The organism is Pseudomonas citronellolis, from assembly GCF_900112375.1.
In the GTDB taxonomy this organism is placed as follows: Bacteria; Pseudomonadota; Gammaproteobacteria; order Pseudomonadales; family Pseudomonadaceae; genus Pseudomonas; species Pseudomonas citronellolis.
The window spans coordinates 263,267-280,209 of the sequence record NZ_FOLS01000001.1 but is presented as its reverse complement, the minus strand read 5'-3'; the positions used below and the strand labels follow the sequence as shown (position 1 = coordinate 280,209).

The window sequence follows — 16,943 nt, the reverse complement described above, 5'->3', positions numbered from 1 at the left end:
CCCCCTCTCCCGCTTGCGGGAGAGGGCTGGGGTGAGGGCGCTCTTGAACCCAGCACCCAAAGTTCTCTGGAAATCCGTACGGCGTTATCCGCCATTGTTGTTCGGCTCCGGTGTTCCGCCCTATGCCCTCAGGCACTGACCCACCGCTGCCGCGCCCAGGCGCTTAGGCTGTCGACGCCCAGCACCAGCACCAGCATGGCGAGGATCACCGTGGCCGCCTGGGCCTGCTGGAACAGGCTGAGGCTGAAGTAGAGCATCTGTCCCAGGCCGCCGGCGCCGACGAAGCCGAGCACGCTGGCCATGCGGATGTTGTTCTCCCAGCGGTAGAGGATGTAGGCCACCAGTTGCGGCCAGACCGCCGGCAGGGTGCCGTAGGCGAAGGCCGCGACCCGCCCGCTGCCGCCCAGGCGCAGGGCCTCGGCGGGTTCGGCCGGGGTGTTTTCCAGGGCTTCGGCGAACAGCCGGCCGAGCACGCCGCCGGTGTGCAGGGCCAGGGCCAGGGTGCCGGCGTTGGGGCCCAGGCCCGCGGCCAGCACCATGAGCGCGCCCCACACCAGTTCCGGCACCGCGCGCAGGGCGTTGAGGACGAAGCGCGCCAGGCTCTGCGCGGCGGCGCCGAAGCGGCCGGCGGCCGGTAGCGCGAAGAGCATCCCCAACACGGCCGCGAGCAATGTGCCCAGGGCCGACATGGCCAGGGTTTCCAGGGCGCCGCGGCCCACCGCGCTCAGGTGCGTGGCGGACAGGTCCGGCGGGAAGAAGTCGCCGGCGTAGCCGAGCATCTGCCGCAGGCCTTCGCCGCTGAGCAGGCCGTCGCTGTCGACTTGCAGGTAGACGAAGGAGGCCACCACTGCGAGGAGGATCGCCAGGCTCCAGCCGATGGCGCGCAACAGTCCGGCGCGGGCTCGGTTCATTCCAGCCACCGGCGCAGGAAGCGGCTGAGCTGGTCGGCGCCCAGCACCAGCAGCAGGAAGGTCAGCAGGATGCTGGCCACCTCGCCGCCGGCGAACATGCGCAGCGACAGGTCGACCTGCTGGCCGAGCCCACCGGCGCCGACGAAGCCCATGACCACCGAGGCGCGGATGGCACACTCCCAGCGGTACACGGTGTAGGAGATCATCTCGCTGGCCGCCTGGGGTAGCAGTCCGTAGGCGAAGGCGCCCAGGCGCGAGCCGCCGCCCAGCAGCAGCGCGCGGGTGGGGCGCGGGTCCACCGATTCGAAGATTTCCGCGTAGACCTTGCCGAGCATGCCGCCGTAGGTGATGGCGATGGCCATGACGCCGGCTGTGGGGCCCAGGCCGACGGCGCGGACGAACAGCAGCGCCCAGACGATCTCCGGGATGCTGCGCAGCACGATCAGCAGCAGCCGCACCGGCCAGCGCAGGGCCCGCGCCCACCAGGCCGGCAGGCCGCCGCGGGGCAGGGCGGACAGCGACAGCGCGCGGGTGGCCAGCAGCGCCGCGGGGAAGGCGATGAGCCAGGCCAGGGCCATGCCGGCGGTGGCGATGGCCAAGGTTTCCAGGGTGGCGCGGCCGAGAATGGCGAGGAATTCGGCGTCGTGGGCCGGCGGCCAGAAGCCGGCGAGGAAGCCGGCCATGGTGCGCGCGTTGTCGCCAGTGAACAGGCCGGGGATGTCCAGTTCGCTCAGGCGCAGGCCGGGCCACAGCAACAGCAGCGCCAGGACGGTCAGCAGCAGCCGCGGCAGGGCGGCGGGGTCGCGGGGTTTCAGCATCGCGGGATCTGCACCACGTGCAGGGGCTCGACCGGCGCCGGAGCATCCAGGCTCAGTTGCTCGTTGGCGTAGAGCTGCTGCAGGTCGTCCGGGCTGACGCTGGCGGCCGGCTTGTCGAAGACGATGCGCCCGTCGCGGATGCCGACGATGCGCGGGAAGTGCGCCAGCGCCAGGTCCACCGCATGCAGGCTGGCCAGCAGCGTCAGGCCACGGTTGGCGGCCTCGCGGGTGAGCAGGTCGAGGGTGTGCCCGGCGAGCACCGGGTCCATCGCCGAGACCGGCTCGTCGGCCAGCAGCAGCTGCGGCTGCTGGTACAGCGCACGGGCGATGCCGACGCGCTGCAGCTGGCCGCCGGAAAGCTGGTCGCAGCGCTGGAACAGTTTGTCGGCCAGGTCCAGGCTGCGCAGGGCCTCGCGGGCGCCGTCGATGTCCAGCGGGTAGAGCAGGCTGGCCAGGCTCTTCCACAGCGGCCACTGGCCGAGGCGCCCGGCCAGCACGGCGTTGACCACCCGCTGGCGCGGCGGCAGCGGCGGCGCCTGGTGGATCAGGCCGATGCGCGCGCGCAGGCGCTGGCGGGCCCGGGCGCCCAGGCGCCAGGGCTGGCTGCCGAGCAGTTCGATCTCGCCGTGGCTGGGTTTCAGCGCGGTGGCCAGCACGCGCAACAGGGTGGTCTTGCCGGCGCCCGAGGGGCCGATGATCGCCACCCGCTCGCCGGCCTCGACGTTCAGGTCGATGCCGGCGAGGGCGCGCTGGCCGTTGGCGTGCTGGTGCTCCACGCCGGTCAGGCGCAGGCTCACTTCAACAGGCCGGCGGCGCGGGCCGACTCCTCGATGCCCTTGTAGTTCTCGGGCTTGGTCTCGATGAAGCGGCTGGCCGCCTGCAGGTCGAGGATGGCCTTGTCGCGCGGCTTGCTCGGGTCGAGGTCGAGGAAGGCCTGCTTGATCTTCTCGGCCAGGGCCGGGTCGAGGTTGCCGCGCACCGTCCAGTTGTAGTCGTAGTAGGTCGGGGTGGTGGCGAAGACCTTCACCTTGTCGGTGTCGACCTTGCCGGCGTCCACCAGCTTCTGCCACACCGAGGCGTTGAGCACGCCGGCGTCCACCTTGCCGGCCTGGACCCAGGCCACGGTGGCGTCGTGGGCGCCGGAGTAGGCCACGCGGGAGAAGAACTGCTCGGGGACGATGCCGTCCTTCTGCATGAAGTAGCGCGGCATCAGGCTGCCGGAGGTGGAGGACACCGAGCCGAAGGCGAAGGTCTTGCCCTTGAGGTCCTGCAGCGACTTCACGTGCGGGTCGGCGCTGATGAATTTGCTGGTGAACTGCTGGTCCTGCTCGCGCTGCACCAGGGGGATGGCGTTGCCGGTCTTCAGCCGCGCCTGGACGAAGGTGAAGCCGCCCAGCCAGGCCATGTCCAGGCGGTCGGCGGCCAGGGCCTCGACCACGCCGGCATAGTCGGACACCGGGATGAACTTCACCGGCATGCCCAGGCGTTCCTGCAGGTATTCGCCCAGCGGCTTGAACTTGCGCAGCAGCTCGGTGGGGGCTTCGTCGGGGATCGCCGAGACCTTCAGTTCCTTCAGGGTTTCGGCTTGGGTGAAGCTGGCGGAAAGGGACAGCGCAAAACAGGCGGCGAGCGCCAGGGTGCGTTTCAGCATGGGAGCAGTCTCCGGTTCAATAGCGGAAAAAGCCTGGGAAGTATAGTGGCGGTCTGCCGGTGCGCGTGGAAATGACCACGGCGGCGGGCTCGCAGGCTCGGCGAAGGCGGCGGTGGACGGTTAAGATGGCCGTCCCCGTGCCCGCTATTTTGCCCGACAGGAGCCATCCATGTCTGCCTTGCCCTCCATCGCCTTCGCCGGCCTCGGCCTGATGGGCGTGCCCATGAGCCGCCGCCTGCTGGCCGCCGGCTACCCGTTGACCGTGTGGAACCGCTCCGCCGCCAAGCGCGAGCTGCTGGCCGGGGAGGGCGCCCGCGCCGTGCAGAGCCCCGCGCAGCTGTGCGCGGATGCCGAGATCGTCATGCTGTGTCTGGCCGACACCGCCGCCGTGCGCGAGGTGGTGTTCGGTCCCGGCGGCATCGTCGAAGGGGCGAAACCGGGGCAATTGCTGGTGGACTTCTCCAGCCTGGAACCGGCCGCCACCCGCGAGATGGCCGCCGAGCTGGAGGCGCGCAGCGGCATGCGCTGGATCGATGCGCCGGTTTCCGGCGGCACGCCGGGCGCCGAGGCCGGCAGCCTGGCGATCATGGCCGGCGGCCGGGTGGAGGACATCGAGCGCGTCCGCCCCGTTCTCGCCCACCTCGGCCAGCGCCTGACGCGCATGGGCGAGGTCGGCGCCGGCCAGGTGACCAAGGTGTGCAACCAGATGATTGTCGCCTGCAACGCCCTGGTGATCGCCGAAGTGGTGGCTCTGGCGGAGAGCGCAGGGGTCGACGCCAGCCTGATCGCCCCGGCTCTGGCCGGCGGTTTCGCCGATTCCAGGCCGCTGCAGATCCTCGCCCCGCAGATGGCCGAGAGCCGCTTCGAACCCATCAAGTGGCACGTGCGCACCCTGCTCAAGGACCTGGACACCGCGGTGAAGCTGTCCCGCGAGCAGGGTTCGGCCACGCCCATGAGCGGCCTGGCCGCGCAGCTGATGCGCCTGCACGGCAGCCAGGGCCACCTGGCGCACGACCCGGCCACCCTGGTCGAGCAGTACCGCCAACCCCGCGATTGAGGAATGCCGCCATGCCGATCTGCGCCAACCTGTCCCTGTTGTTCACCGAGCTGCCGCTGATCGAGCGCGTGCGCGCCGCCGCCGAGGCCGGTTTCGCCGGGGTGGAGATCCAGTTTCCCTACGAGGTGCCGGCCGCGGCATTGCAGGCCGAGCTGCAACGCAGTGGCATGCCGCTGGTGCTGTTCAACCTGCCGGCCGGCGACCTGATGCAGGGCGGCGCCGGGCTGGCCGCGGTGCCGGGGCGCGAGGCGCAGTTCGCCGCCGGGCTGCGCCAGGCCCTGGAGTACGCCGAGGTGCTGCGGCCGCAGAAGATCAACGTGCTGGCCGGGCGCCTGGCCGAGGGCGTCGAACGCGAGCAGGCGCTGGCGCTGCTGGCCGAACACCTGCGGCAGACCGCCGAGGCCTTCGCCGAGCGCGGCATTGCGGTGCTGATGGAGGCGATCAACCTGCACGACATGCCCGGCTTCCTGCTCAACACCCCGCAGCATCTGCTGGACATGCTGGCGCGCGTCGGCCACCCGAACCTGGCGGCACAGCTGGACTTCTACCACATGGCGCGCATGGGCCTGGACCTGGCCGACTGCGTGCGCCAGCTGCAAGGGCATATCGGCCACGTGCAGTTCGCCGACGCCCCCGGGCGCGGTGAGCCGGGCAGCGGCGAACTGGACTTCGGACCGGCGCTGGCGGCCTTGCGGGCCCAGGGCTACGCCGGCTGGCTGGGCGCCGAATATCGCCCGGTTGGCGCCACCAGCGCCGGCCTGGGCTGGCTGCCGACGTGGCGGGAGCGTCTGCAATCGGCCTGAGCCGACAAACGTTGTATCGATTCAGTGGCAAATTTGACACTTTTTTGACTAACTGATCAGTAGATTCGGCGCGCCCGCCGTGACGGTGGGCGATGCCGTTCTTCCGCTGCGCCCAGTCAAGGAGTGCCTCGATGTCCGAGGACAACCGCCACCTGTTACCCACGATCAGTTCCAACCGCCTGGTACTGCTGTTTTCCCTGGCCCTGGTGCTGTTCTACAACCTCGCCACCTGGAAGGCCCTGGACGGCCTGGTACCGTTGCAGGGGGCGTACCGCATCGCCTTCTTCGCGTCCTTCGGCGTCTTCCTCTGGGCTGCTTTCACGCTGCTGCTGACCCTGGTGTCGTTCCGCCCGCTGTTAAAGCCGGCGCTGACCCTGGTGGCGTTGTGCTCGGCGGCGGCCGCCTACTTCATGAACAGCTACGGCATCGCCATCGACACGGTGATGGTGCAGAACGTCTTCGAGACCAACCCGGGCGAGGCCGAGGCGCTGTTCAGCGGCAGGCTGGTGGCCTACCTGCTGCTGCTCGGGGCGCTGCCCTCGGCGCTGGTCTGGGCGCTGCCGGTGGCCTACAAGCCGTTCCTGCGCGGGCTGCTGAACAAGGTGCTGGTGGTGTTCGCCTGCGTGGCCGCGGTGGCGGTGATGGTGGGCGGCTTCTATTCCACCTACGCGCCCATCTTCCGCGAGGAAGACAAGCTGACCCACTTCATCAACCCGACCAACTACATCTACGCCGTGACCAAGTACGGCAAGCAGCGCCTGGGCATCAAGAAGGCCGAGCTGGTGGTACAGAAGATCGGCGAGGACGCGGTGCAGAGCGCCAAGGCCTCGCAGCGGGCGAAGAAGTCGCTGTTCGTCTTCGTCGTCGGCGAGACCGCGCGGGCCGACCACTTCTCGCTCAACGGCTACGCCCGGCAGACCAACCCGGAACTGGCGAAGCTGGACATCCTCAACTTCACCCAGGTGCATTCCTGCGGCACCTCCACCGCGGTGTCGGTGCCCTGCATGTTCTCCAAGTTCCCCCGCGAGGACTACAGCGACAAGAAGGGCAAGACCTACGAGAGCCTGCTGGACGTGCTGCAGCGCGCCGGCCTGCAGGTGATCTGGCTGGACAACAACAGCGACTGCAAGGGCACCTGCCTGCGCGTGCCGCACCGCGACATCCCGAAGAACCAGCCCGGCCCATTCTGCGACGGCAACCGCTGCCTGGACGAGGCCCTGCTGCAGGACCTGCAGGCATACATCGACGGCCTGAAGGACAACGCCATCATCGTCCTGCACGCCGACGGCAGCCACGGCCCGGAGTACTACGACCGCTACCCGGCGGACATGGAGCGCTTCAAGCCGGTGTGCCGCACCAACCAGCTGGGCAGTTGCTCGAAGGACGAGCTGGTGAACGTCTACGACAACACCATCCTCTACACCGACTTCTTCCTGTCGAAGGTCATCGAGCTGCTGAACAAGAACAGCGACCGATACGACACCTCGATGCTCTACGTCTCCGACCACGGCGAGTCGCTGGGCGAGAACGGCGTGTACCTGCACGCCGCGCCCTACGCCATCGCCCCGGCGGCGCAGGTCCACGTGCCCATGGTGATGTGGTTCGGCCCCTCGACCCTGCGCGACCTGGGCATCGACCGCGGCTGCCTGGCCGGCAAGCGCGACGAGCAGGACCTGAGCCACGACAACCTGTTCCACTCGGTGCTCGGCCTGCTGGACGTGCGCACCAGCCTGTACCAGCCGGGCCTGGACATCTTCCATTCCTGCCGCGGCAACGCGGTGGCGGCGGGCGAATGACGCCGATGCCGTAGCCTTCCGCTTTTCGTAGGAGCGAGCTTGCTCGCGAACAGAGTCCGCAGCGGGGCTCGTTCGCGAGCAAGCTCGCTCCTACAGGGGGGCTCCAGGCGAAAAAAAGGCCGTGCGGGGTGACCCGCACGGCCTTTTTTGTTTCGTGGGTTGCCGTTACTTATCGCGGACCAGCAACACCGGGCGGTTGCTGACGCGCAGCAGGCCCTCGGCCACGCTGCCCAGCATCAGCCGGCGCACGCCGCGGCGGCCGTGGGTGCCCATGACGATCACGTCGGCCTTGGCATCCTCGGCCTCCAGTTCGATGCGCTCGGCGACTTCCTCGCTGGCGCGTTCCTGGCAGACGCGGTCGAACTTCGCCTTGACCTTGTCGCCCACCTGCTCGCGGGCCTTGGCCAGCACGTCGTCGGCGGCCTTCAGCGCGGCCTCGCGCAGCGGCTCGGGGTTGTAGTACACGGCATAGTCGGGCAGATGGCGCAGCGGGCTGTCGACGATAGTGATGACGCGCAGCTCGCCGCCAGTCAGTTGCGCCAGCTTGACCGCCTCGCCCAGCGCGCGGTCGGAAACCGGGCTGCCGTCCACTGCTACCAGAATGCGCTCGTACATGATGTATCCCTCAATGAGTGGCTTGGTGGGAAAACTCTAGCTCTCCCCGGGGTGGATTCCCTTGCGCAGCGTCAATAGTAGACCGTGAGGGCGGATGTGCCGGCGGAAGGGGCTCCGCGCGAGCGGACTTCGTCCGCGGTTTCGCGCGCAGGGCGCGCTCCTACATGGGAATGGTGTGGGTGGGGCAGCGTAGGAGCGGATCTCATCCGCGAATCGCGCCGGATCGTCCGGCTATCGCGGACAAGGTCCGCTCCTACGGGGGAGGCACGCTGTGCTCCCCTGCAACCTGTAGGAGCGGGCCCTGCCCGCGATTTCGCGCGCAGGGCGCGCTCCTACATGGGAATGGTGTGGGTGGGGCAGCGTAGGAGCGGATCTCATCCGCGAATCGCGCCGGATCGTCCGGCTATCGCGGACAAGGTCCGCTCCTACGGGGGAGGCACGCTGTGCTCCCCTGCAACCTGTAGGAGCGGGCCCTGCCCGCGATTTCGCGCGCAGGGCGCGCTCCTACATGGGAATGGCGAGGGTGGGGCAGCGTAGGAGCGGATCTCATCCGCGAATCGCGCCGGATCGTCCGGCTATCGCGGACAAGGTCCGCTCCTACGGGGGAGGCACGCTGTGCTCCCCTGCAACCTGTAGGAGCGGGCCCTGCCCGCGATTTCGCGCGCAGGGCGCGCTCCTACATGGGAATGGCGAGGGTGGGGCAGCGTAGGAGCGGATCTCATCCGCGAATCGCGCCGGATCGTCCGGCTATCGCGGACAAGGTCCGCTCCTACGGGGGGACGCCAATTGGGCAGGCATGAAAAAGGCCGCCGCGGTTTCCCGGGGCGGCCTCTTTGATGTGGCGCGGTTCAGCCGGCGACCAGTACGCGGATCGCCTCCAGGCGCAGCGAGGCCTTGTCCAGCAGGGCAACGCTCTCGTCGCGCTGGGTGCGCAGGGCTTCCAGCTCGCTGTCGCGCACGCTGGGGTTGACCTGCCTGAGCGCGGTCAGACGCGCCAGTTCCTCGTCCAGGCTCGCCACCAGTTGCTGGCGGGCCTTCTCCACGCGTTCGGCGTGGCGCGGGGCGATCTTGGCCTCGCCGATGGCGAACTGCTTGGCCAGCACGTCGCGCTGGGCCTGGACGAACTTGTTGGCGCTGGCGCGCGGTACGCTTTCCAGCTGCTCGTGCAGCGTCTCGAAGGCCACCCGGGTGGCCAGGTCGTTGCCGTTGGCGTCGAGCAGGCAGCGCAGCGCCACCGGCGGCAGGAAGCGGCCCAGCTGCAGCTTGCGCGGGGCCACCGCCTCGCTGACGAAGAGCATCTCCAGCAGCACGGTGCCGGGCTTGAGCGCCTTGTTCTTGATGATCGCCACCGAGGTGTTGCCCAGCGAGCCGGACAGCACCAGGTCCATGCCGCCCTGCACCATGGGGTGCTCCCAGGTGAGGAACTGCATGTCCTCGCGGGCCAGGGCCTGGGCGCGGTCGTAGGTGACGGTCACGCCCTCGTCGTCGCCCAGGGGGAAGCTGGCGTCGAGCATCTTCTCGCTGGGCTTGAGGATCAGCGCGTTCTCGGAGTGGTCCTCGCTGTCGATGCCGTAGGTGTCGAACAGCTTCTCCATGTAGATCGGCAGGGCGAACTGGTCGTCCTGTTCCTCGATCTCTTCCACCAGCGCCTCGCCCTCGCCGGCGCCGCCGGAATTCAGCTCCAGCAGGCGGTCGCGGCCGCTGTGCATTTCCGCTTCCAGGGCCAGGCGCGCGGCCTGGCCTTCTTCGAGCAGGGCGGCGAAGGCATCGTCGTCGCTGCCTTCGAGCAGTTCCACCAGACGCGGGCCGTAGCGGTGCTGCAGGGCGTTGCCGGTGGGGCAGGTGGCGAGGAAGGCGTTGAGCGCCTGGTGGTACCACTGGAACAGGCGTTCCTGCGGGCTGTTCTCCAGGTGCGGCACGTGGATCTGGATGGTGTGCCGCTGGCCGATGCGGTCCAGGCGGCCGATGCGCTGTTCCAACTGGTCCGGGTGGGCCGGCAGGTCGAACAGCACCAGGTGGTGGGCGAACTGGAAGTTGCGGCCCTCGCTGCCGATTTCCGAGCAGATCAGCACCTGGGCGCCGAATTCCTCGTCGGCGAAGTAGGCCGCGGCGCGGTCGCGCTCGAGGATGCTCATGCCCTCGTGGAACACCGTGGCCGGGATGCCCGAGCGCAGGCGCAGGGCGTCTTCCAGGTCCAGGGCGGTCTCGGCGTGGGCGCAGATCACCAGCACCTTGAACTGCTTGAGCATCTTCAGGGTGTCGATCAGCCATTCCACGCGGGGGTCGAAGCGCCACCAGCGGGCGTTCTCGTCGGTGTTGTCGTCGACTTGCGCCTGGAAGCTCACCTCCGGGTACAGGTCCGGGTGCTCGCCGACCGGCAGCTCCATGTATTCCACCGGGTTGGGCAGCGGGTAGCTGTGCAGCTGTCGCTCGGGGAAGCCCTGCACCGCGGCGCGGGTGTTGCGGAACAGCACGCGGCCGGTGCCGTGGCGGTCCAGCAGCTCGCGGACCAGGCGCGCGCGGGCATCGTCATCGCCCCCCTCGACGCTGGCCAGCAGTTCGTCGCCGGCTGCGCCGAGGAAGCCGTGGATGGCCTCGCGCGCGGTGGGGGACAGGCGGCCGTGGTCGATCAGTTCCTGCACCGCCTCGGCGACCGGGCGGTACTGGCTGCTCTCGCGGCGGAAAGCCTCCAGGTCATGGAAGCGGTCCGGGTCGAGCAGGCGCAGGCGCGCGAAGTGGCTGTCCAGGCCCAGCTGTTCCGGGGTGGCGGTGAGCAGCAGCACGCCGGGGATGATCTGTGCCAGGGTTTCCACCAGCTGGTACTCGCGGCTGGCCTGCTCCGGATGCCAGACCAGGTGGTGGGCCTCGTCGACCACCAGCAGGTCCCAGCCGGCGGCGCACAGGGCGTCCTGGGCGCGCTCGTCGGCGCGGATCCACTCCAGGGCCACCAGGGCCAGCTGGCTGTCCTCGAAGGGGTTGCTGGCGTCGCTTTCGGCGAAGCGCTCGCGGTCGAACAGCGCCACTTCCAGGTTGAAGCGCCGGCGCATTTCCACCAGCCACTGGTGCTGCAGGTTCTCCGGCACCAGGATCAGCACGCGGCTGGCGCGCCCGGAGAGCAGCTGGCGATGGATCACCAGGCCGGCCTCGATGGTCTTGCCCAGGCCCACTTCGTCGGCCAGCAGGACGCGCGGGGCGATGCGGTCGGCGACCTCGCGGGCGATGTGCAACTGGTGCGCGATGGGCTGGGCGCGGGCGCCGCCCAGGCCCCAGAGCGAGGATTGCAGCAGGCGGGTGCGGTGTTCCAGGGTGTGGTAGCGCAGGGCGAACCAGGGCATGGGGTCGATCTGCCCGGCGAACAGGCGGTCGCTGGCCAGGCGGAACTGGATGAAGTTGGACAGCTGGGTTTCCGGGAGTATCTTGGCGTCGTTATGCGAGTTGATGCCGTGGTAGACCAGCAGGCCGTCGACCTCCTCGACCTCGCGGACGGTCATCTTCCAGCCTTCGAAGTGCGTCACCTCGTCGCCCGGGGCGAAGCGCACGCGGGTCAGCGGGGCGTTGCGTTCGGCGTACTGGCGGGTATCCCCGGTGGCCGGATAGAGCACGGTGAGCAGCCGTCCGTCGAGCGCCAGGATGGTGCCCAGCCCCAATTCTGCTTCACTGTCGCTGATCCAGCGTTGACCCGGTTGATACTGCGCCATGGACACCTCCCGCAAAAAGCCGGCTATGGTAACGGAACACGCGGCTTTCAGCGACGCCCGTTCGCACGCAGCGGCCGGGTGGCATCGCCGCCTTGGGGGGGCGATGGACCTGCGCCGGCTCCGCGCCGCCGGCCAGGACCGGGATGGATGCGGATTGTTCCGTGAAGTGTAGCGACGGCCCCGGCGCCTGCCGCCGCCAGCCGACAACCTGAAGCCCGCGAGGAGCCAGCGACAGCCATGATCCCGCCGATCCCCAGCGACGTACTGCCGGTCACCGCGCAGCAGGACCCGGCGCGCTCGCGCCCGGATGTCGCCCCGGTGGCGCCGGTGGTCCCTGCCACGGGCGATGCCGCCGTGGGCCTGGAGCGCCGCCCGGCGGAAATGACGCCGGAGGAAGAGTACCCGCAGCACCAGCGGCGCCGGCAGCAGGCGCAGGGCGAGGAGGCTGAGCCCGAGGCGCCGGAGGAGCCCGCCGACGACGGCCTGGGCGAGGCGCCGCGCAAGGGCGTGTGGATCGACATCGAGGTCTGAGCGCGCCGCGTAGTAAGCTGTCCTTTTCTTTCCGACCCGCCTCCCGTCACCGCCATGCTCTTCGCCGACGCGCCCATCCACCTCGAACACGCCGAGCTGCGCCTGATCCCGCACTGGTGCGATGAAGCCTGCGCCACGGCCTGGTTCGCCGAACTGGTCGAGAATACTCCCTGGGAGCGGCCCAGCGTGCACCTGCACGGCCGCGACTACCCGGTGCCGCGCCTGGTGGCCTGGTACGGCGATGCCGAGGCCAGCTACCGTTACTCCGGGCTGGTGCACCGGCCGCTGCCGTGGACGCCGCTGCTGGCGGAAATCCGCGAGCGCGTGCAGGCCGAGGCCGGCCAGCGCCTGAACGGCGTGCTGCTCAACTATTACCGCGACGGCCAGGATTCCATGGGCTGGCACAGCGACGACGAGCCGGAGCTGGGCCGCAACCCGCTGGTGGCCTCGCTGAACCTCGGCGGCACGCGGCGCTTCGACCTGCGCCGCAAGGGCCGCACGGCCATCGAGCACTCCCTGGCGCTGGATTCCGGCAGCCTGCTGGTCATGTCCGGCGCAACACAGCATTATTGGCAGCATCAGGTGGCCAAGACGCGGCGCCCGGTCGCCCCCCGCCTGAACCTGACTTTCCGCCTGGTGCACGCCTGATCATGAGCAACGACGACAAGCTGATCGACTTCAACGCCGAGCGCGACAAGCGCATCCACGACGTCCACGAGAAGCGCCTGCAGGAAGTGCGCAAGGCCTTCGAGCAGGCCCTGCCGCTGGGCAAGGCACACAAGAAGGGCAAGGGCAAGCCGAAGAAGCGCTGAATCCGCTCCGCCCGTTCCGAACATCCCGCCAGAAGCCGCCCCGCGCGGCCATGCACCGCATCCTAACCCGCCCCGAACTTGATCTGGATCAGTTATCCGAAGCCCCGTGAACCGGGGCTTTGCGGCCATTGATCCAGGTCAATATCGCGCCCCCGGCCGACGCTAACCTGAGCCCATCTTCAAAACGCACAGGGATTCAGGAGGCCAGCATCATGTTCATCGACGAAGTGGTTCTCGCCGGCATTGTCACCGTTGGTCTGATGGTCCTGTTCTGCGGTGGAGTCGGATATTTCATCTGGAAGGACAGCCACAAGAAGGGCTGATCGCCTTCCCGATCACAGAGCACGCAAGGCACTTGGGGCGACTTCGGTCGCCCGTTTTTTTTTGCCTGCGATTTTTCCCCGCGGACGGAGTCCGCTCCTGCATCCGTGCTTCCCACTCTTGCAGGCTGGGCCGGAATGCTCTTCGTAGGAGCGAGCTTGCTCGCGAACGAACACGCTGCCATGCGGTTCGCGAGCAAGCTCGCTCCTACGAGAAGCCAGAAGCAGTGCCCGCCGGTATGGACCGCATGGGTTTCGCAGGCTCAACCCATCCTACGAAGAGCATCTCGGCGCAGTCGGCTTCGAGGCAATGAATAAAAAACGCCGCTTCCCCCTCGGGGGAAAGCGGCGTTTTTTTGTGGGCGCGGATCAGCCGATGGTGATCGGCGGCAGCGCCGGCAGTTCGATGTCCAGCTTCTGCTTCGGCGCCAGCACCTCGGCTTCGCCTTCCACCACCGCCTCGCCGTTCTGGTTGAGCACGCGGGTGCCGATGCGCACGCGGTTCTTCGGCAGTTTTTCCAGCACTTCCAGCTCCACGTCGAGCACGTCGCCGATCTTCACCGGGCGGGTGAAGCGCAGGCTCTGGCCCAGGTAGATGGTGCCCGGGCCGGGCAGGGTGGTGGCGATGGCGGCGCTGATCAGCGCGCCGCTGAGCATGCCGTGGGCGATGCGCTCCTTGAACAGGGTGGTGGCGGCGTAGTCGGCGTCCAGGTGGACCGGGTTGCGGTCGCCGGAGACTTCGGCGAAGAGCTGGATGTCGCGCTCGCCGACCGGGCGCTGGAAGCTGGCCTTCTGCCCGACTTCGAGCTCGGCATAGGGAACGTTCTGCACCTGGGTCATGGCTTTTCCTCGTGGTTCGCGCCGGGACCGGCGGAAAGGATTCCGTCCAGCCAGGCGATCAGGTTGCGGGTGACCTCGTCGCGGTTGGTCTCGTTGAACAACTCGTGGCGGGCCTCGGGGTAGATCTGCGTCTGTACGTCGCGCAGCCCGGCGCGGCCCAGCGCCCCGGCCAGGTCGCGCAGGCGCTTGCCCTGGCTGACCGGGTCGCGCTCGCCGCCGATGATCAGCAGCGGCAGGGCCTTGTCGATGCGCGCCAGGTGCTGCATCGGGGTGATGTCCTCCAGGCCGCCGAGCAGGTCCAGCCACAGCTGGTTGCTGCAGCGGAAGCCGCACAGCGGGTCGCTGATGTACTTGTCCACCTCGCGGGTGTCGCGGCTGAGCCAGTCGAATTCCGTGCGGTTGGGCTTGAAGGCCTTGTTGAACGAGCCGAAGGAGAGGAGCTCGATCAGCGCGCTGCGCCCCAGCGGGCCCTGGCGCCAGCGCTCGAAGCGGGCCACCAGGCGCGCGGCGCGGTACAGCGTGATGCTCTGGTAGTTGGAGCCGGAGAGCACCGCGCCTTGCAGCGTGGCGCTGTGCTGCAGCAGGTAGGCGGTGGCGATGTAGCTGCCCATGCTGTGGCCGAGCAGGACCACCGGCAGGCCGGGGTGCTGTTCGCGCGCGTGGCGGTTGAGGCTGAGCAGGTCGCCCACCACCTTGCCCCAGCCGCCCTGGTCGGCGTAGTGGCCCAGGTCGCCGTGCTCGGCGGTGCGGCCGTGGCCGCGCTGGTCGATGGCCAGCAGCGACCAGCCGGCGGCGTTCAGCGCCTCGCCCAGGCGGGCGTAGCGCCCTGCGTGCTCGGCCATGCCGTGGGAGAGCATCACCACGCCCTTGGCTGCGTCTGCGGTCCAATGGTGGGTGTACAGCGGGGTCTGGTCGCTGGCGGTCAGCCAGTAGGCGGCGTACGGCATGGGCAATCCTTGTGCCGGCTCGGAGTGGCGGCATTCTAGCAGCGCCTGGCGCTGCGCAGCATCCCGCCGGCGGTGGCGCAAGATTCACGAAGTAAATGGGAATGGCCGAACTATTTGCGCTGCACCGGGCAACTGCTACTTTGCGACGGATGCCCCTGCGCCGGATGCCCGAGGGAGCCGGCCGGGAACAGCCTTGCAGGTAATAAAGAGGACAACAGCCAATGCAAGCGGAATTCTGGAACGACAAACGTCCCGCCGGCGTGCCCAGCCAGCTCGACCTGGGCGCCTACAAATCGGTGGTGGAGGTGTTCGAGCGCTCCTGCAAGCGCTTCGCCGACCGCCCGGTGTTCAGCAACATGGGCGTGACCCTCACCTACGCCGAGCTGGACCGCCTGTCCGCCGCCTTCGCCGCCTACCTGCAGCGCAACACCGACCTCAAGCCCGGCGAGCGCATCGCCGTGCAGATGCCCAACGTCCTGCAATACCCCATCGCCGTGTTCGGCGCCCTGCGCGCCGGCCTGGTGGTGGTCAACACCAACCCGCTGTACACCGCCCGCGAGATGCGCCACCAGTTCAAGGACTCGGGCGCGCGGGCGCTGGTCTACGTCAACCTGTTCGGCAAGCTGGTGCAGGAAGTGCTGCCGGACACCGGCATCGAATACCTGATCGAGGCGCAGATGGGCGACCTGCAGCCGGCGCTCAAGGGCCTGCTGGTCAACGCCGCGGTCAAGCACGTGAAGAAGATGGTCCCGGACTACCAGCTGCCCCAGGCGGTGCCCTTCAAGGAGGTGCTGCGCCAGGGCCGCGGCCATGCGCTGCAGCCGGTCAAGGTCGGCCTGGAGGACCTCGCCGTGCTGCAGTACACCGGCGGCACCACCGGCGTGGCCAAGGGCGCCATGCTCACCCACGGCAACCTGGTGGCGAACATGCTGCAGGTGGACGCCTGCCTGTCGCAGCACGGCCCCGACGGCCGCCCGCTGATGAACGAGGGCGGCGAGGTGATGATCGCGCCGCTGCCGCTGTACCACATCTATGCCTTCACCGCGAACTGCATGTGCATGATGCACAACGGCAACCACAACGTGCTGATCAGCAACCCGCGGGACATCCCCGGCTTCATCAGGGAGCTGAAGAAGTGGCGCTTCTCCTCGCTGCTGGGGCTGAACACCCTGTTCGTGGCGCTGATGGAGCACCCGGAGTTCAAGGACCTGGACTTCTCCAACCTCAAGGTCACCAACTCCGGCGGCACCGCCCTGGTCTCGGCCACCGCCGAGCGCTGGAAGGCCGCCACCGGCTGCACCGTGGTCGAGGGCTACGGCCTCACCGAGACCTCGCCGGTGGTCAGCACCAACCCCTACGGCGAGCTGGCGCGCCTGGGCACCGTGGGCATCCCGGTGCCGGGCACCGCGCTGAAGGTGATCGACGACGAGGGCAACGAGCAGCCCGTGGGCGAACGCGGCGAGCTGTGCGTGCAGGGCCCGCAGGTGATGAAGGGCTACTGGCAGCGCCCGGAGGCCACCGAGGAGGTGCTGGACGCCGAGGGCTGGCTGCGCACCGGCGACATCGCGGTGATCGACGAAGATGGTTTCGTGCGCATCGTCGACCGCAAGAAGGACCTGATCATCGTCTCCGGCTTCAACGTCTACCCCAACGAGATCGAGGACGTGGTCATGGCCCACCCGAAGGTGGCCAACTGCGCCGCGGTCGGGGTGCCGGACGAGCGTTCCGGCGAGGCCGTCAAACTCTTCGTCGTGGCCCGTGAGCCGGGCCTGACGGTGGAGGAGCTGAAGGCCTACTGCAAGGAGAACTTCACCGGCTACAAGGTTCCCAAGCAGATCGTCCTCAAGGAGGCCCTGCCGATGACCCCGGTGGGCAAGATCCTGCGCCGCGAGCTGCGCGAAAGCGCCTGACCGCTTCAGCCCTCGCAACCCTCCGAACGGAGGCCGGTCCGACGACCCGCCTCCGTTTTTTTTGTCTCGCTTTCCCTGGCAGCGTCTTTGTCAGACAATCCAACAAGGCCGCAGCCCTTCTGGCACGGGCTTTTCCGACCGATGGACGGGTTGTGACCGATTTGCCTGCTTTTGGTCATTTTTATGACTGGGTAGGCTGTGTTTGGTGCTGGTCGGGTTTTGGCAAAGCTGTTA

At 68.6% G+C, this 16,943-nt stretch carries 16 protein-coding genes; 8 read left to right on the top strand and 8 right to left on the bottom strand.

Annotated features, from left to right (window positions below; all coding sequences use genetic code 11):
- Nucleotides 1-128: 128 nt before the first annotated feature.
- Genes phnE through BM060_RS01245 form a run of 4 tightly spaced genes read right to left on the bottom strand, consistent with a single transcriptional unit; the run spans nucleotide 129 to nucleotide 3,380 of the window.
- Entirely contained in the window at nucleotides 129-911 is a 783-nt protein-coding gene (gene phnE, locus BM060_RS01260) for a phosphonate ABC transporter, permease protein PhnE (RefSeq protein ID WP_074976573.1), read from the bottom strand.
- Nucleotides 908-1,729 (bottom strand): PhnE/PtxC family ABC transporter permease, encoded by an 822-nt coding sequence (locus BM060_RS01255; RefSeq protein ID WP_074976570.1) that lies wholly within the window; start codon nucleotides 1,727-1,729, stop codon nucleotides 908-910. Before BM060_RS01255 ends, phnE begins: the two co-directional genes overlap by 4 nt.
- Nucleotides 1,723-2,526, bottom strand: coding sequence for a phosphonate ABC transporter ATP-binding protein (locus tag BM060_RS01250; RefSeq protein WP_074976567.1), 804 nt, complete (start codon nucleotides 2,524-2,526; stop codon nucleotides 1,723-1,725). Before BM060_RS01250 ends, BM060_RS01255 begins: the two co-directional genes overlap by 7 nt.
- Complete coding sequence (locus BM060_RS01245; RefSeq protein WP_074976565.1) at nucleotides 2,523-3,380, bottom strand: putative selenate ABC transporter substrate-binding protein; 858 nt, start codon at nucleotides 3,378-3,380, stop codon at nucleotides 2,523-2,525. Before BM060_RS01245 ends, BM060_RS01250 begins: the two co-directional genes overlap by 4 nt.
- Nucleotides 3,381-3,549: 169 nt before the next feature.
- On the opposite strand from BM060_RS01245, the gene BM060_RS01240 reads away from it, so the two are divergent.
- The 3 genes from BM060_RS01240 to BM060_RS01230 all read left to right on the top strand — a co-directional run bounded on the left by BM060_RS01240 (nucleotide 3,550) and on the right by BM060_RS01230 (nucleotide 7,036).
- A complete protein-coding gene (locus BM060_RS01240; protein WP_074976563.1) occupies nucleotides 3,550-4,437 on the top strand; it encodes an NAD(P)-dependent oxidoreductase in 888 nt (295 codons plus the stop codon).
- Between the two features lie 11 nt (nucleotides 4,438-4,448).
- Nucleotides 4,449-5,240, top strand: a complete 792-nt coding sequence (locus BM060_RS01235) for a hydroxypyruvate isomerase family protein (protein WP_074976561.1) — start codon at nucleotides 4,449-4,451, stop codon at nucleotides 5,238-5,240.
- 131 nt (nucleotides 5,241-5,371) lie between these two features.
- Nucleotides 5,372-7,036, top strand: coding sequence for a phosphoethanolamine transferase (locus tag BM060_RS01230; RefSeq protein WP_074976559.1), 1,665 nt, complete (start codon nucleotides 5,372-5,374; stop codon nucleotides 7,034-7,036).
- 165 nt (nucleotides 7,037-7,201) lie between these two features.
- On the opposite strand, the gene uspN is transcribed toward BM060_RS01230, so the two are convergent.
- Both uspN and rapA read right to left on the bottom strand, forming a co-directional pair.
- A complete protein-coding gene (gene uspN, locus BM060_RS01225) occupies nucleotides 7,202-7,651 on the bottom strand; it encodes a universal stress protein UspN (protein WP_009620619.1) in 450 nt (149 codons plus the stop codon).
- An 848-nt stretch (nucleotides 7,652-8,499) separates the two neighbouring features.
- Nucleotides 8,500-11,355, bottom strand: a complete 2,856-nt coding sequence (gene rapA, locus BM060_RS01220) for an RNA polymerase-associated protein RapA (RefSeq protein ID WP_174672423.1) — start codon at nucleotides 11,353-11,355, stop codon at nucleotides 8,500-8,502.
- A gap of 231 nt (nucleotides 11,356-11,586) precedes the next feature.
- Between rapA and BM060_RS01215 the strand changes: the two genes are divergently transcribed.
- From BM060_RS01215 to ccoM, 4 genes are all read left to right on the top strand, one after another.
- Nucleotides 11,587-11,880 (top strand): hypothetical protein, encoded by a 294-nt coding sequence (locus tag BM060_RS01215; protein ID WP_043314185.1) that lies wholly within the window; start codon nucleotides 11,587-11,589, stop codon nucleotides 11,878-11,880.
- Between the two features lie 54 nt (nucleotides 11,881-11,934).
- Nucleotides 11,935-12,528, top strand: coding sequence for an alpha-ketoglutarate-dependent dioxygenase AlkB family protein (locus BM060_RS01210; RefSeq protein WP_074976553.1), 594 nt, complete (start codon nucleotides 11,935-11,937; stop codon nucleotides 12,526-12,528).
- Between the two features lie 2 nt (nucleotides 12,529-12,530).
- A complete protein-coding gene (locus BM060_RS32865) occupies nucleotides 12,531-12,692 on the top strand; it encodes a hypothetical protein (RefSeq protein ID WP_167858379.1) in 162 nt (53 codons plus the stop codon).
- Between the two features lie 212 nt (nucleotides 12,693-12,904).
- On the top strand, nucleotides 12,905-13,015 hold the full coding sequence (gene ccoM / locus BM060_RS33510; RefSeq protein WP_009618523.1) for a cytochrome c oxidase subunit CcoM: 111 nt from the start codon (nucleotides 12,905-12,907) through the stop codon (nucleotides 13,013-13,015).
- Nucleotides 13,016-13,381: 366 nt separating this feature from the next.
- Here the strand turns inward: ccoM and BM060_RS01205 are convergent, their stop codons facing one another.
- Nucleotides 13,382-13,852: a MaoC family dehydratase gene (locus tag BM060_RS01205; protein WP_009618521.1), complete on the bottom strand. Its 471-nt coding sequence runs from the start codon at nucleotides 13,850-13,852 to the stop codon at nucleotides 13,382-13,384.
- Entirely contained in the window at nucleotides 13,849-14,799 is a 951-nt protein-coding gene (locus BM060_RS01200; protein ID WP_074976551.1) for an alpha/beta hydrolase, read from the bottom strand. The genes BM060_RS01205 and BM060_RS01200 overlap by 4 nt, the downstream gene beginning before the upstream one ends.
- 221 nt (nucleotides 14,800-15,020) lie before the next feature.
- Between BM060_RS01200 and fadD2 the strand changes: the two genes are divergently transcribed.
- Nucleotides 15,021-16,709 (top strand): long-chain-fatty-acid--CoA ligase FadD2, encoded by a 1,689-nt coding sequence (gene fadD2, locus BM060_RS01195; protein ID WP_074976549.1) that lies wholly within the window; start codon nucleotides 15,021-15,023, stop codon nucleotides 16,707-16,709.
- Nucleotides 16,710-16,943: the final 234 nt, after the last annotated feature.